Here is a 13,991-nt window from a genome sequence, read left to right as displayed (position 1 = left end):
TGCCGGACCATACTCCCACAGGCCGCGCACACCCCCGACGGCGGGGTCACGAGGACTCCTCGTCGCGCCGGGAACCGGTCCAGGCCAGCCCCACGCGACCCTGGCCGGCAGAACCCTGCTGCCCGGAGCCCTGCCCGGTGACGCCACCTCTGACAGCGTCCCTGCCGACGAGGCGCCGCCGGGCGCCCTGCCTTGCTGTGCCCTGCGGGGAGCCCTCTGTGCCCTGCAGTGTCCTCGGCCTAGCGGCCAGAGCCCTCCGCGCGTCCAGCACGAGCGAGCGCGGCGAGAACCGGGCCCGCTGCCGGGCCCAGAACGTCAGCCCGCCGCGCAGCTGCTCGAGCGAATTGTCGACGTCGGCCCAGTAGGCGCTGACCTCGTCGGCGCTCGGGATCCCCGCGCCGAACACGACGGCATCCGCGCGCGCGGCGAGCGCCGTCGTCGTCCGCCTGCTCTCGGGGAAGGCCTCCCCGAGCGCCGCGGCGTTCTCGCGCCGCGTTCCGCGCGCGTCGAGGGTCGCGCCGAGGTCCGCCGCGAAGCTCGTGACCTCGCTCCAGCCCCCGCTCACGCGGTCGGCCGGGTGCTCGGCCTCGAAGCGGAGCCGGCGGCGGCGCAGCTTGAGCCAGGCGATGAGCAGCAGCGGCAGGGCCAGGACCGCGATCGGGATGAGCGCGATGCCGATGACCGCGAGGATCGGGCCGAGGATGAGCCAGAGGTCGTTCTTCTTCTGCTCCTCGTCCAGCACGTCCGGGCGCGAGTCCGGCGGCAGCTCGACGGGCGCCTGCGGCGGGGGCGGCGGCTGCAGGACCTGCGGGCGTGGCTTCGACTGCGCCTGCGGGTCCGGCGGGATGGGCACGTTGTTCTTCGGCGGCGTCGGGTCGAACGCGACCCAGCCGTGGCCGGCGAACGCGACCTCGACCCACGCGTGCACGTCCTTGCCCTTGATCTCCACGGGCTGACCCGCCGGGACCGGCTGCTCGGGGTAGAAGCCCATGACGACGCGGGCCGGGATCCCCAGGTGCCGGGCCATGAGGGCCATCGTGACGGCGTACTGCTCGTCGTCGCCGACCATCTGCTTGGCCGTGAGCATCGCGCGCAGGCGCCCGGCGCCGTGGCCGGAGAGGCTCGGGACCTGGCCCTCGGCGACGAGGCCGTTGCTGAAGGCGCCGAACTTCTGGAAGTAAGACTCGAGCGTGCGCACGCGCTCGATCGGCGTCTGGCTGTCGCCGAGGATGTCCCCGGCCTTGGCCTGGAGGACCTGCGGGACGGCGTCGACCGAGGGCATGCCGACCTGCGCGAACTCGGCCTGGGCGAGCTGCCCGTCGTCCGGGCGGGCGGGCTCCTGGACCTGGACGGTGTACGCGTCGCCCTCGGTCAGGCCCGCCGTCGTGATCGCCGTGTCGGTGAGCGAGTTGAAGTAGAGCCCCTCGCCCGCGGCGCCGTCGGCGTCCGCGAAGGCGATGCCCGTCGTCGTGCGCCCGCCGGGGACGAAGAAGCCCGTGTAGCCGCCCACCGTGACGCCGAGCGAGTACGCGGTGCCGCCCGCCTCGGCGCCGTCCCCGCGCGCGAGCGAGGCAGCGTTGCCGACCTTGGCGAAGCTGCCCGAGCCGCCCTGGTCGATGTTCGCGACCGTGCCGTCGTACGAGTCGAGCGCGGCGAGGCGCACGCGGCCGCCCTCGGGCAGGCCGGTGACGGTGAAGAGCGTCGTGTCGCGCTGGTCCTTGACGAGGCTGCGGAAGCTCGAGAGCGGGCTGATGTAGTTGCGCGGGTCGAACGGCGGCACGACGCGGTCCCGGAGGACCTCCCGCTCGGCCCCGGCCGTGAGCGCGGGCCCGAGCACGAGGGCCAGCGCCGCCGCCGCGGCGAGCACGACGGCGCCGAGCCCCACGTGCCGGATCCTCGCCGCCCGCGCGGAGGACGCGTCCGGGACCGTCGTCTCGCCCGAGACGATCTGGGCCGTCTCGACGCGCGCCGCACGCCGGCGGAAGGACGCCCACAGGACGGCGACGACGGCGAACGCGACGCCGCGCGGGAGGGCGAGGAAGGCCTCGTTCGTGCCGAAGGCGATGCCGAGCGCGAAAAGGGCGCCGAGCGGGACGAGCGGCCAGTACGGGCGGCGGAGCCGCCACGCCGTCAGGCCGGCGGCCAGGCAGCACACGAACGCGCCGAGGTAGGGCACGACGAGCATGCCCGCGCCCGTGCCGAGCGGCGCCGCGACCGTGAGGTTGTCCTTCCAGGCCACGACGATGCCCAGCAGGAGGGTGCGCAGGGACCCGAGCGTGGGCACGACGCCGGCGAGCGACTCGTCCGGCGTGGCCACGAGGCCTCCCGCGAGGAGGTACGCGAGGAAGGCCGCGGCGGCGGTGACGAGGACGCCGAGCCGCAGCGTGCTCGAGGCGTAGGCGACCGCGAGGCCCAGGGCCGCGCCCACGAGCCCGGCCGCGAGGTAGTGCAGGTCGCCGCCGTACGCGAGGTGGAACCCGGCCACAGAGAGGCCGGCGAGCGCGAGGACGGCGCCGGCGTCGAGCGTGTGCAGCCACGGGCTGCGGCCGGCCCAGAAGCCTGGCCGGACCGGGCGGCCCCCGGGACGGCCGGGGCCCCCTGCGGAGCTTCTGCCGGAGCGGGTGGGAGTGCCGCGTCCCGCGGCCGGGGCCGGGGCCGCCGCGCGGCGGGGTCTGATCCTGGTGGTCTCGCTCATGCTGCAGCCTTCCGCAGGACGGGGCCGAGGTCGTCGAGGGCGCCGACGGTCAGGACGGACAGGTCGGCGATCGAGGCGCGGGACGGGGCCGCGCCGGCCTCGCAGCGCACCGCGAGGGTGCGGATGCCGGCGGGGATCGCGGCGGCGGCCGCGCGGAGCCGGGTGGGGGTGACGTTCGCCCCGACCACGAGGAACACGACGGAGGCATTCGGGACGGCGTCGGCCGTCATGCGGGCGGCCTCGACCGTGCCCGGGCGGATGGGCGCGCCCGTCAGGCGCGTGAGGTCGTCGAGGAAGTGCCGCGCGCTCTCCGTGCGGAGCGGACCGCGCTGGGTCAGGGCGCTCAGCTCGCGCTGCTCGGCGAGGGCCTGGCGGCCGATCGAGCCGGCGACGGAGACCGCGAGCTCGAAGTCCTCCTCGCCGGTGTACTCGTCGAGGTTGGCCGAGAGGCACACGGCGAGGTGCGCCCTGCGGGTCTCCTCGAACTGGCGCACCATGAGGGTCCCGGTGCGCGCCGTCGTCTTCCAATGGATGTGCCGGCGGTCGTCGCCGGGCACGTACTCGCGCAGGGCGTGGAACGAGACGTCCGAGGTCGCGAGCTCGTTCGTGGGCATGCCCTCGAGGTCGCGGATGAACCCCGCCGCGGAGGTGCCGAGGGCCACCGTGCGCGGGTGGACGTAGAGGTCCTGCGGCTCGGTCCACGTGACCTGGCGGCGCAGGAGGCTCAGCGGGTCCGCGCGCACGGAGCGGACGGGGCCGACGACGATCACGGCCCGCCGGTGCGTCGGGATCGTGAACAGGTCCTCGTGCGGGACGTTCGGGCGCATGCGCGGCAGGTGGAAGACGGCGGTCACGGCCCCGACCGGGAGCTCGAGGCGCGCCGGGAGCACGGGCCTGGGCGCGGTGCTGACGACCTCGATGCTGCCCACTGCGCTGTCGCCGACGGCGACGCGCGTCCGGGCGAGGTCGAGGGTCACGGCGTAGGAGCTGCGTCCGAGGACGAAGGCGATGGACAGGACGAAGAGGATGGCGGCCAGGAGCGCGGCCGCGCTGGACTCCTGCCAGCCCCAGGCCGCGCCCGCGATGGCGAGCAGGGCGCCGGCGCCCGCGACGGTCCAGCCGAGCGGGCTCACGACGCCGAGGACGGGCGCGAGCCAGCGGCGGTAGAGCCCGGCGGCGCGGGCCGCAGCGGGGTGCAGGTACTCCTCGGCGAGCCCCCCGGCCTCCCGCCAGACGGAGGCCGCGTGCAGCCGGGGGCGATCCGCGGCATCCGCACGCGAGCGCATGACATCGCGCAGGGCACGGCTCAGGGCACGGTCCAGGAACGGGATCCGCATCGGTACGCGGGGCTCAGACGCCGGCGCGGGACTGCGGCGCGGCCACCTCGCCGAGGACGCGCTCGAGGACGCGCTCGGCCGTGACGCCGGCGAACTCGGCCTCGGGGTCCATGACGAACCGGTGCGTCCACACGACGGGGGCGAGCTCCTTGACATCGTCCGGGAGCACGAAATTCCGCCCGTCCGCGGCGGCCCACACCTTGGCGGCGCGGACCATCGCGATCGCGCCGCGCACGCTCACGCCGAGACGCGTCTCGGGGGCGTTGCGCGTCTCCTCGCACAGGCGCGAGATGTACTCGAGGATCGCCGGGTCGACATGGTTCTGGGCCGCGAGCTCGGCCATCTCGGCCACGGCCTGCGTCGTGATGATCGGCGCCAGCTCGCGCGAGCGGTCCTTGATGGAGGCCCCGCCGAGGAGCCGGACGGTCGAGGCGTGATCCGGGTAGCCGATGGACGTCTTGATGAGGAAGCGGTCCAGCTGCGCCTCGGGCAGGCGGTAGGTGCCGGCCTGCTCGATCGGGTTCTGGGTGGCCATGACCATGAAGGGCCGGCCGGCCTCGTAGGTCACGCCGTCCACGGTCACCCGGGACTCCTCCATGACCTCGAGGAGCGCGGACTGGGTCTTGGGCGAGGCGCGGTTGATCTCGTCGGCGAGGACGATGTTGGCGAAGATCGGGCCCCTGTGGAACTCGAACCGCTGCGACTTCTGGTCGTAGATGGTCACGCCCGTCACGTCGGAGGGCAGGAGGTCCGGCGTGAACTGGATCCGGGAGTTCGTGCCCTGGACGGTGGCCGCGAGCGCCCGGGCCAGCGACGTCTTGCCGGTCCCGGGGGCGTCCTCGAGGAGCACGTGCCCCTCGGCGAGCATGGCCGTGAAGGCCAGGCGCACGACGTGCGACTTGCCGAGCACGGCCTGCCCCACGTTGGCCACGAGCCTCTCGAACGTCTCCGCGAACCACGCGGCCTGTTCCGTCGTGAGCGTCATGTCTCCCCCTCTTGATTGTGCCGTGAGCGCTGCGCCACAGCGTGCGGCGCCTCGTGGGCGCCCAGTCCGCGGACAAGCCTAGCCGCACGCCACAGGGGTGTGCGATGGGGAGAGGTACCCGGCTCCGGCTCGTGCCCGGGCGTCAGTCCAGGACGATGCCCGGGCCTGTTCCGGGGCGCAGAAGCACGGGGTGGATCTCGCCGAAACCCCGGACCATCTCGGGCTCCCGCGGCTCGAGCACGAAGCGGTCGTCGCCCCGCAGAGCGTGCGCGGTGATGTCGTCGATGAGCACCTCGCCGGGCCCGGCGATCGCCGTCAGGCGCGCGGCGAGGTTCACGGTCGGACCGTAGATGTCGCCGAGGCGGCTCAGCACGCGCCCCCACACCATGGCGACCCGGCACTCCGGCAGGATCTCGTCCTCCGCGAACTCCTTCGCCATCGCGAGGGAGATCAGGGCCCCGGCGGCGGGCGTCTCGGCGATGTACAGGACCTCGTCGCCGATGGTCTTGACGAGCCGGCCGCCGCCGACCGAGATGATCTCGGCGCAGCGGTTCTCGAAGCGCTGGACGAGCTGGGCGAGCGTCTTCTCGTTCATGCGCCGCGAGAGCGACGTGTACGAGACGAGGTCGGCGAAGCCGACGGCGCGCGCGAGCGGCAGCGGCGCGTCGTCCTCCGAGCCGTCCCGGCCCTCCTGGCTCGACTCGAGCCCGGCCTTGGCCCGGAGGGCGAGCCGCTGCACGCCGGCCGTGAGCTGGCGCCGCCACGAGTAGACGAGCATCTCCTCGAGGGGCTCGATGAGCTCGGGGAGCATGTCGACGAGCGCGAGCCGGGCCTCGGCGTCGGAGAGGCCCTGCGTCGCGACGAGGTCCTCGACGAGCGCCTCGACCTGCCAGACCACCATGCGGTCGGTCATCTGGCCGATGGCGCGGGTCACCGAGATCGCCGCCTCCTCCGTCAGGAGGCCCTCGCGCACGAGCCGCGGCATGGCCTTGAGGTGCTCGAGGTCCGCCTGGGTGAAGGCGAGGTCGTCGTCGGTGAAGTTGGGCATGCCGAGGGCGCGCCACAGCTTGCGGGCCGAGTAGAGGGACAGGCCGACGCCCGCGGCGACCTCGCGCCGTTTGAGCGTGCGCTCCCCGCCGAGGAGGCGCAGCTCGAGCTCGCGGGACGAGGTGCGCCGGGACTCCCCGAGGGACGCCTGCGGAGGCTGCTGGGTCGGCGCGTGCCCGACTGCGTCGGTGTCTGCGACATCGTCGGCGTCGGTGTCTGCGACAGCGCCTGCGTCGGCGTCGGCGACAGCCTCGCCGGCCTGCTCGTCCATCAGTCCTCCCTCCGTTCCCACTGTGCCGCGTCGCCCGCGGCGGCGCCGCCGTCCCGCTCGGGGCCGGCGCCGGCCCCGCGCGCGGGCAGCTCATCGATGGCCTCCAGGACGAACTGCCGGAAGCGGCGCACCTCTGGGACGTCGGTGAGCGTCAGCTGGGCCGCCTGGCCCGACGCCAAGGTTATCGTCCCGGACCTGAGCATGCCCTGAAGCACGCCTTGGCTCACATGCACGTCCCGGATCATCGACAGCGGCATCTCCCGTCCGCCGCGGCGGAGCCCGCGCTCGGTGCACAGGACGCGGCGGCTCGTGAGGACGTAGACGAGCGAGCGGTACGCGATCAGTCTGGGCGCGCAGTACGCGAGCACGACCCACGCGGCGAGGGCCACGGGCACGAACGGCAGCCAGGCCCGCGTGGAGGGCGGGAGCCACGGCAGGAGCTGCTCGAGCCGGCCGCGCCAGAGCCAGCCGGCCGCGACTCCGGCGGCGCCGCACAGCACGATGAAGACGGCGGCCGGCAGCACGAGCATGCGCGGCTGGCGGCGTGTGGCGACGATGAGCTGCTCCCCCGGATCGAGGAGCCTACGCATAGCCGCCGTCGGCGGGGCGCAAGTGCACGACGTCGCCCGCCGCCACCGCGTGCCGCGAGCCGTCGTCCTCGAGGACGACGAGGGCGCCGTGCCTGTCCAGGCCCGTCGCGCGGCCCTCGAGCACCCGCCCGCCGGGGAGCTCGACGCGCACGCGTTTGCCGAGCGTGACCGTCGCGTCCTCGACCTGGCCCATGAGCCCGCGGAGGCCGGCCAGCGGCGCGTCCGGGTCGCCGTCGGCCGCGCAGAACTCGCGGTAGCGGCGCCCGAACGCGGCGAGGTACGCCGCGAGCAGCTCCTCGCGCGGGACCTCGCGGCCGGCCTCGATGCGCACGCTCGTCGCGGTGGGCACGGGGAGCTCCCCCTCGGCCTGGCTCACGTTGATCCCGGTCCCGAGCACGACGGCGGGCGGCTCACCCCGCGCGCCGGCGGCGAGCTGGGCGAGGATGCCGGAGATCTTGCGCCCGTCCACGACGACGTCGTTGGGCCACTTGACCGAGGCCTCGAGACCGGCCGTCTCCGCGAGGGCCTCGCGCAGGGCGAGCGCGGCCAGCGGGGAGAACCACGAGTAGCTCTGCGTGGGCAGGGGCCGGCCCGAGCGGTTGTGCGGGCGCAGGAGGAGGGAGACGGCGATCGAGGTCCCGAACGGGGACTCCCAGTGGCGGTGGAGGCGGCCGCGGCCGGCGGTCTGGTGGTCCGCCGCGAGGACGGCCAGGTCGGCCCACGCCTCGGGCTCGGCCTCGGCCCGGCGGGCGAGCTCGGTGTTGGTCGAGCCGACCTCGTCGACGATCTCAAGGCGGGACAGCCCCGCCGTCCGTGCGAACTCGGCGCCCAGGAACGCCCTGTCGAGCGGCCCCCGGGCCTGTCCTTGCTCCTGTCCCTGCCCCTGCCCCTGCGACTCCATGCGTGAATCCTACCGACGCGCCTGTGCACGGGCACCGTGGGGGCAGCGAGCGGGCACGGGGCGTGGAGTCAGAGGAAGATGTCCGGCACGAGCCGCTCCTCCGCCGCGCCGAGGCTGTACCCGGTAAAGTCGTCGACCCCGGCGGCCCGCAGGACCTCCTCGTCGGTGAAGAAGTTGCCCGTCACGGTCCGCGGATCCTGCGTCAGCACGGCGTGCGCGGCGTCCGCGACGATCCGCGGGCTGCGGCCGGCGCTCGCGAGCGCGTCGCCGTCGGGCATCGCGCGGATCGCGGCGGTGTCGATGAGCGTGGCCGGCCAGAGCGAGTTGACCCCGATCCCGTCGGCCCGCAGCTCGTGGGCGAGGCCGAGGGTCGTGAGGCTCATGCCGTACTTGGACATCGTGTAGGCCAGGTGCCGCCCGGCCCATCGCGGGTCAAGGTTGAGCGGGGGCGAGAGGGTGAGGATGTGCGGCCCCCGGCCCGCGGCGGCCGAGGCGCGGAGCGCGGGCAGGGCCGTCTTGGAGAGCAGGAACGCCCCGCGCACGTTGATGTCCTGCATGAGGTCGTAGCGCTTCATGTCGAGGGCGTCAGTGCGCGAGAGGTCGATGGCCGAGGCGTTGTTCACGACGGCGTCGATCCCGCCGAAGCGCTCGACGGCGTCGCGCACGGCCCGCGCGACGTCCTCGTCGCTGCGCACGTCCCCCACGATGGGAAGGGCGGTCCCGCCCGCGGCCTCGATCTGCTCGGCCGCCGTGAAGACCGTGCCGGCGAGCTTCGCGTGCGGCTCCCCCGTCTTCGCGAGGAGGGCGACGTTCGCGCCGTCCTCCGCGGCCCGCAGCGCGATGGCGAGCCCGATCCCGCGGCTGCCGCCGCTCATGAGCAGCGTGCGGCCGGCCAGGCTCCGGCCCGGTGTGATCCGTGTCATGCTGACAGTGTACGGCACTTGTTACCCGGGAGTAACAAGGGGTGCGTGGACGACGCCGGCCGCCTCCCGCCGTCGTCCGCCCGCCGGGCCCGCAAGACACCGCGGGGCACCGCACGGGCACCGCGGGGCACGGCAAGAAATTGTAGGGTTCCTACACACAGACGCCACTGGCCGCTGACTAGACTGGGGACATGTCTCCGCCGGTTGTGCGGAACCTACATGCCACCCGAGAGCTGGAGAGAGCGTGACCCACGACCTGACGACCACCGCGGGCAAGATTGCGGACTTCCGCGACCGGAGGGCAGCGTCCCTCGCGCCGTCCGGGCAGGACGCGATCGAGAAGCAGCACGCGCGCGGGAAGAACACGGCGCGGGAGCGTATCGACCTGCTCCTCGACGAGGGCTCGTTCGTCGAGTTCGACACGCTCCGCGTCCACCGCTCCACCGCCTTCGGCATGGAGAAGAAGAAGCCCCTCGGCGACGGCGTCGTGTCCGGCTATGGCACCGTGGACGGCCGGCTCGTGGCCGTGTACAGCCAGGACTTCTCCGTCTACGGCGGCTCGCTGAGCCAGGTCAACGGCGAGAAGATCGTCAAGGTCCAGGAGTTCGCCCTGCGCAACGGCTGCCCCGTCGTCGGCATCAACGACGGCGGCGGCGCGCGCATCCAGGAGGGCGTGGCCTCCCTCGCGATGTTCGCGGACATCTTCCGCAACAACGTCGCCGCCTCCGGCGTCGTCCCGCAGATCTCGCTCATCATGGGCCCGTGCGCGGGCGGCGCCGCCTACTCCCCCGCGCTCACCGACTACGTCGTCATGGTGGACAAGACGAGCCACATGTTCATCACCGGTCCCGACGTCATCAAGACGGTCACGGGCGAGGAGGTGGACATGGAGACGCTCGGCGGCGCCCGGCAGCACAACGCCACGACCGGCACCGCGACCTACCTCGCCGCCGACGAGAAGGACGCTGTCGAGTTCGTCCGCGAGCTGCTCGACTTCCTGCCCTCGAACAACCTCGTCGAGGCCCCCGTCGGGGACCACGACCAGGAGCTCGAGGTCGACGACGCCGACCTCGCCCTCGATACGCTCGTGCCCGACGCCGCCTCCCAGGGCTACGACATGCGCGCCGTCATCGAGGGCATCGTCGACGAGGGGCACTTCCTCGAGATGCAGTCGCTCTACGCCCCGAACGTCATCATCGGCTACGGGCGCATGGAGGGGCACACGGTCGGCATCGTCGCGAACCAGCCGATCCAGTTCGCCGGCACGCTCGACATCGCCGCGTCGGAGAAGGCCGCGCGGTTCGTGCGGCACTGCGACGCGTTCAACATCCCGATCGTCACGCTCGTGGACGTCCCCGGCTTCCTGCCGGGCAAGGACCAGGAGTTCCAGGGCATCATCCGCCGCGGCGCGAAGCTCCTGTACGCGTACGCCGAGGCGACCGTGCCCAAGCTCACCGTGATCTGCCGCAAGGCGTACGGCGGCGCCTACATCGTCATGGGCTCGAAGAAGCTCGGGGCGGACCTGAACCTCGCGTGGCCCACCGCGCAGATCGGCGTCATGGGAGCCCAGGGCGCGGTGAACATCCTCTACCGCCGCGAGCTCGCGGCGGTTGCCGAGCAGGGCGGGGACGTCGAGGCCAAGCGCGCCGAGCTCATCCGCCAGTACGAGGAGGAGCTGCTCAACCCGTACCAGGCCGCCGAGCTCGGCTACGTCGACGCCGTCATCGCGCCCTCCGAGACGCGCGTGCAGCTCCTGCGGGGCCTCCGCGCCCTGCGGGACAAGCACGCCTCGCTGCCGGCGAAGAAGCACGGGAACATCCCGCTGTGAGCGCGGCTGTGCTTCCGGCTGACGTGCACGACGGCGGGGACTCGCCCTCCGCTGAGGAGCCGCCGGTGCTGTTCTCGGTCACCAAGGGCAACCCGACGCCCGAGGAGCTCGCGGCCCTGACGGCGGTCATCGCCGCCGCGGGCGGGGCCGAGCCCGAGGAGGAGGCGCCCGCCGCCCCGACGCGGCGCGAGCGCATCCGCCAGGCGACCCTGCGCCCCCGGCACATGATCAGCCAGCGCCGCGGCCGCCTCTGACGCCTGGTAAGGGGCGGGTCAGTCGGCGCCGGGGTTCCTCTGCTCCTTGCGCCCGGCGAGGACCTCGGAGGCCTCCACGTCGCGGACGGGCACCGTCGTCGGGCTCTCGAGGTGCACGGCGTACGAGGGCAGGATCCCGGCCCCGCCGTAGCGCTCCATGACCCGCCACTGGGCCACGACGTCCTCACCCGCGTGTTCCGTGGGCAGCTCGGTCCAGAACGAGAAGCCGCCGCACTCGACGAGGGCCTCGCGCCGGTAGAGGACGCACCCGCCGACCCACGCGATGCGGTACGGGACCCACCCCCGCCGGCCGAGTCCGCCCTCCCGCGCCACGGCCTCGGCGAGGTGCGCGGGGTTCGCGGCGTTGTGCAGCCGCCAGCGCTCGAACTCCGCGGAGTCGCGGTCGAGCCGCTCCGGCAGCACGCCGCCGTCCCACAGCTCGAAGGGCTCGAGCTCTCCGGGCCGGCGGTCCTCCAGGAACGAGAGGCCCTGCACGGCCATGCCCACGAATCCGCAGCCGAGCGTGTCGAGCGCCTCGGCCAGGACCCCGAGGGCGCCGGGGGCGAGCCAGACGTCGTCGTCCAGGAAGAGGACGCGCGGCGCCGAGGACTGGTCGAGGAGGAACTGGCGGTGCTCGGCGAGCCCCCGGCGGGGCAGATGCCGCACGAGATCCACGGTCCGGCCCTGGGCACGGAGCACGCGCATCATGGCCTTCGCGGCGGGGTGCTCCCACGAGGCCGGCCCGAGGCTCTGGTCGCTCACGAGGATCCGGCAGCCCTCGAGGTCCTGCGCCGCGAGGCCGGCGAGGACGGTCGCGAGCTCGGCGGGGCGGTCGCAGGTCGGGACGAGGATGTCCAGGCCCGCCTCGTCCGCCGGGACGTGCGGCGCCGCCCACTCCTCGGGCCCGCGCGCGCTGCGCCGGCGCCGCGGGCCGTGGGGTTCTGGATCGGGAGGCGGCTCAGCCGGCATCGAACCGCTCGCCGCCGCGCTCGTCGTCGTCCTTCGCCGGCTTGCCCCCGCCCCCGCCGGCGGGGCCGCCGGAGACCGCCTCGCTGACCTCCGTGGGCTTGCCGTAGGAGCGCTCGGGGAGCCCGCGGAGGGCGTTCAAGACGTTCTCGTCGGCCTGGTGCTGCTCGGCCGCCCGGAGGAGGGCCTCCTTGTCGGCGGGGTAGTCCACGCCCTCGAGGAACTTCTGGATCTGGATCGGGTTCGGGGTCTCGGCCACGGCAGCTCTCCTGACGTCCGGCGGGGCCCGAACGGCCGCCCGGCAGGGGCAGCGCGCTCGGGAGGTCACCGGCGTTCGTACCCGTCCCGCCGTGGTGCAAACGGCCTCCGGAGGACGGAATCTGGAGGATGTCCTTCAGAGCCCCGGGGCGGCGGGATAGGCTCGTCCGGTGACCCAGAACACGACCGACGCCGCCTCCGCCCGCGGCCTCCGCACCCCCACCGCCGTCGACGCCGTCGCGGAATCGTTCACGGCACGGCTCCTCGAGCTCAACCCGTCGCTCGCCACCGAGCTCGGTTTCCCCGGGCACGAGACGGAGTACCCGGACTTCTCCCCCGCCGGCCACGAGGCCCACGCCGTCGCCGTCCGGGACGCGCTCGCCCGGCTCGACGGCGTCGAGCCCCTCGACGCGACGGACGAGGTCACGCTCGACGCGATGCGCGAGCGCCTCGGCCTCGCGCTCGAGCGGCACGAGAGCGGCTGGGAGCTCGCCGAGCTGAACAACATCGCGTCCCCGGCCCAGACGATCCGCTCGATCTTCGACCTCATGCCCACCGAGACCCCGGAGCAGTGGGGCCACATCGCGGGCCGCGCCGCGAACGTCCCGGCCGCCCTCGAGGGCTACCTCGCCGCGCTGCGTGCCGCCGCCGCGGACGGGAGGGTCGCCGCCGCGCGCCAGGTGCGGATCGTCGTCGAGCAGACGCGCAAGTACGCCGAGGCGGGCACGGGCTTCTTCGCCCAGCTCGCGGCGAACGCGCGGCTCGCCGGCGGGGAGGCCGGCGGGCTGGGCGCGGACGACGCCGGCGCCCCCCTCCCGGACGACGTCGCGGCGGCCCTCGCGGAGGGCTGCGCGGCCGCCGCCGCGGCCTACAGCCGCTTCGCGGACGAACTCGAGGCCGAGCTCCTGCCGCTCGCCCCGGAGAAGGACGCCGTGGGCCGCGAGCGCTACGCCCTCGCCTCGCGCGAGTTCCTCGGCGCGACGGTGGACCTCGAGGAGACCTACGCGTGGGGCGTCGAGGAGCTCGACCGGCTCATCGCGGCCCAGGAGGCCGTCGCCGAGCAGATCCGCCCGGGTGCGACCGTCGCGGAGGCCAAGGCCGTCCTGAACGCGGACCCCGCCCGCCAGCTGAAGGGGACCGACGCGCTCAAGGCCTGGATGCAGCGCCTCTCGGACGAGGCCATCGCGGACCTCGCCGACACGCACTTCGACATCCCCGAGCCGCTGCGCCGCCTCGAGTGCCTCATCGCCCCGACCCAGGAGGGCGGCATCTACTACACGGGTCCCTCGGACGACTTCTCCCGGCCGGGCCGCATGTGGTGGTCCGTCCCGGAGGGCGAGGACACCTTCACGACCTGGGCCGAGACGACCACCGTCTACCACGAGGGCGTCCCGGGCCATCACCTCCAGGTCGCCACAGCGGTCTACCGCCGGGACGCGCTCAACTCGTGGCGCCGGAACATCTGCTGGGTCTCGGGCCACGGCGAGGGCTGGGCCCTGTACGCCGAGCGGCTCATGGAGGAGCTCGGCTACCTCTCCGACCCCGGCGACCTCATGGGCATGCTCGACATGCAGCGCATGCGCGCGGCCCGGGTCGTGTTCGACATCGGCGTGCACCTCGAGCTCGAGGTCCCCGCGCGCTGGGGCTCCGGCACGTGGACCCCGGAGAAGGGCTACACGTTCCTGCGCGAGAACCTGCCGATTTCGGAGGGCCAGCTGAGCTTCGAGTTCACGCGCTACCTCGGCTGGCCGGGCCAGGCCCCCTCCTACAAGGTCGGCCAGCGGCTCTGGGAGCAGATCCGCGCGGACCTCTCGGCTCGGGCCGCCGCGGAGGGCCGGCCCTTCGACGTCAAGGAGTTCCACAGCCAGGCGCTGGGCCTCGGCTCGGTCGGCCTCGACACCCTCCGGAGGGCCCTGCTCGGGTGAGACATACCCCA

General features: G+C 73.9%; 12 protein-coding genes. 3 read left to right on the top strand and 9 right to left on the bottom strand.

Features of this window, described 5'->3' with window-relative positions; all coding sequences use genetic code 11:
- Positions 1-46 precede the first annotated feature (46 nt).
- From ACUYMY_RS06140 to ACUYMY_RS06110, 7 genes are all read right to left on the bottom strand, one after another.
- Complete coding sequence (locus ACUYMY_RS06140; protein WP_481702730.1) at positions 47-2,695, bottom strand: transglutaminaseTgpA domain-containing protein; 2,649 nt, start codon at positions 2,693-2,695, stop codon at positions 47-49.
- Positions 2,692-3,981, bottom strand: coding sequence for a DUF58 domain-containing protein (locus ACUYMY_RS06135; protein ID WP_481704976.1), 1,290 nt, complete (start codon positions 3,979-3,981; stop codon positions 2,692-2,694). Before ACUYMY_RS06135 ends, ACUYMY_RS06140 begins: the two co-directional genes overlap by 4 nt.
- A gap of 64 nt (positions 3,982-4,045) precedes the next feature.
- Positions 4,046-5,017, bottom strand: a complete 972-nt coding sequence (locus ACUYMY_RS06130) for an AAA family ATPase (protein ID WP_481702729.1) — start codon at positions 5,015-5,017, stop codon at positions 4,046-4,048.
- 142 nt (positions 5,018-5,159) lie between these two features.
- Positions 5,160-6,335: an adenylate/guanylate cyclase domain-containing protein gene (locus ACUYMY_RS06125; protein WP_481702728.1), complete on the bottom strand. Its 1,176-nt coding sequence runs from the start codon at positions 6,333-6,335 to the stop codon at positions 5,160-5,162.
- Positions 6,335-6,925, bottom strand: coding sequence for a PH domain-containing protein (locus ACUYMY_RS06120; RefSeq protein WP_481702727.1), 591 nt, complete (start codon positions 6,923-6,925; stop codon positions 6,335-6,337). Before ACUYMY_RS06120 ends, ACUYMY_RS06125 begins: the two co-directional genes overlap by 1 nt.
- The gene (locus tag ACUYMY_RS06115) at positions 6,918-7,826 is read right to left on the bottom strand and encodes a biotin--[acetyl-CoA-carboxylase] ligase (RefSeq protein WP_481702726.1); all 909 of its coding nucleotides are present in this window, start codon (positions 7,824-7,826) and stop codon (positions 6,918-6,920) included. The genes ACUYMY_RS06120 and ACUYMY_RS06115 overlap by 8 nt, the downstream gene beginning before the upstream one ends.
- A gap of 68 nt (positions 7,827-7,894) precedes the next feature.
- Positions 7,895-8,749: an SDR family oxidoreductase gene (locus ACUYMY_RS06110; protein WP_481702725.1), complete on the bottom strand. Its 855-nt coding sequence runs from the start codon at positions 8,747-8,749 to the stop codon at positions 7,895-7,897.
- A gap of 244 nt (positions 8,750-8,993) precedes the next feature.
- Here ACUYMY_RS06110 and ACUYMY_RS06105 point away from each other — a divergent pair, with 244 nt between their 5' ends.
- Together ACUYMY_RS06105 and ACUYMY_RS06100 are read left to right on the top strand one after the other, a co-directional pair.
- Entirely contained in the window at positions 8,994-10,577 is a 1,584-nt protein-coding gene (locus tag ACUYMY_RS06105; protein ID WP_481702724.1) for an acyl-CoA carboxylase subunit beta, read from the top strand.
- Positions 10,574-10,831 carry an acyl-CoA carboxylase epsilon subunit gene (locus tag ACUYMY_RS06100; RefSeq protein WP_481702723.1) on the top strand — a complete coding sequence of 86 codons (258 nt, stop codon included), beginning with the start codon at positions 10,574-10,576 and terminating at the stop codon, positions 10,829-10,831. The genes ACUYMY_RS06105 and ACUYMY_RS06100 overlap by 4 nt, the downstream gene beginning before the upstream one ends.
- An 18-nt stretch (positions 10,832-10,849) precedes the next feature.
- Here the strand turns inward: ACUYMY_RS06100 and ACUYMY_RS06095 are convergent, their stop codons facing one another.
- Both ACUYMY_RS06095 and ACUYMY_RS06090 read right to left on the bottom strand, forming a co-directional pair.
- The gene (locus ACUYMY_RS06095) at positions 10,850-11,800 is read right to left on the bottom strand and encodes a glycosyltransferase (RefSeq protein WP_481702722.1); all 951 of its coding nucleotides are present in this window, start codon (positions 11,798-11,800) and stop codon (positions 10,850-10,852) included.
- Positions 11,790-12,056: a DUF2795 domain-containing protein gene (locus ACUYMY_RS06090; protein ID WP_481702721.1), complete on the bottom strand. Its 267-nt coding sequence runs from the start codon at positions 12,054-12,056 to the stop codon at positions 11,790-11,792. The genes ACUYMY_RS06095 and ACUYMY_RS06090 overlap by 11 nt, the downstream gene beginning before the upstream one ends.
- Before the next feature lie 169 nt (positions 12,057-12,225).
- Between ACUYMY_RS06090 and ACUYMY_RS06085 the strand changes: the two genes are divergently transcribed.
- Positions 12,226-13,980, top strand: a complete 1,755-nt coding sequence (locus ACUYMY_RS06085; RefSeq protein WP_481702720.1) for a DUF885 domain-containing protein — start codon at positions 12,226-12,228, stop codon at positions 13,978-13,980.
- Positions 13,981-13,991: the final 11 nt, after the last annotated feature.

The sequence above is a fragment of the Sinomonas sp. T428B genome (genome assembly GCF_056780155.1).
Note: the sequence above shows the minus strand (reverse complement) of the source record. Positions and strands in the feature narration are given on the sequence as shown.

Excerpts from the sequence above, each read along its gene's own strand:
- ACUYMY_RS06130 (WP_481702729.1), bottom strand. The coding sequence starts at position 5,017 with ATGACGCTCACGACGGAACAGGCCGCGTGGTTCGCGGAGACGTTCGAG.
- ACUYMY_RS06120 (WP_481702727.1), bottom strand. The coding sequence starts at position 6,925 with ATGCGTAGGCTCCTCGATCCGGGGGAGCAGCTCATCGTCGCCACACGC.
- ACUYMY_RS06125 (WP_481702728.1), bottom strand. The coding sequence starts at position 6,335 with ATGGACGAGCAGGCCGGCGAGGCTGTCGCCGACGCCGACGCAGGCGCT.
- ACUYMY_RS06135 (WP_481704976.1), bottom strand. The coding sequence starts at position 3,981 with ATGCGCTCGCGTGCGGATGCCGCGGATCGCCCCCGGCTGCACGCGGCC.
- ACUYMY_RS06095 (WP_481702722.1), bottom strand. The coding sequence starts at position 11,800 with ATGCCGGCTGAGCCGCCTCCCGATCCAGAACCCCACGGCCCGCGGCGC.
- ACUYMY_RS06110 (WP_481702725.1), bottom strand. The coding sequence starts at position 8,749 with ATGACACGGATCACACCGGGCCGGAGCCTGGCCGGCCGCACGCTGCTC.
- ACUYMY_RS06115 (WP_481702726.1), bottom strand. The coding sequence starts at position 7,826 with ATGGAGTCGCAGGGGCAGGGGCAGGGACAGGAGCAAGGACAGGCCCGG.
- ACUYMY_RS06140 (WP_481702730.1), bottom strand. The coding sequence starts at position 2,695 with ATGAGCGAGACCACCAGGATCAGACCCCGCCGCGCGGCGGCCCCGGCC.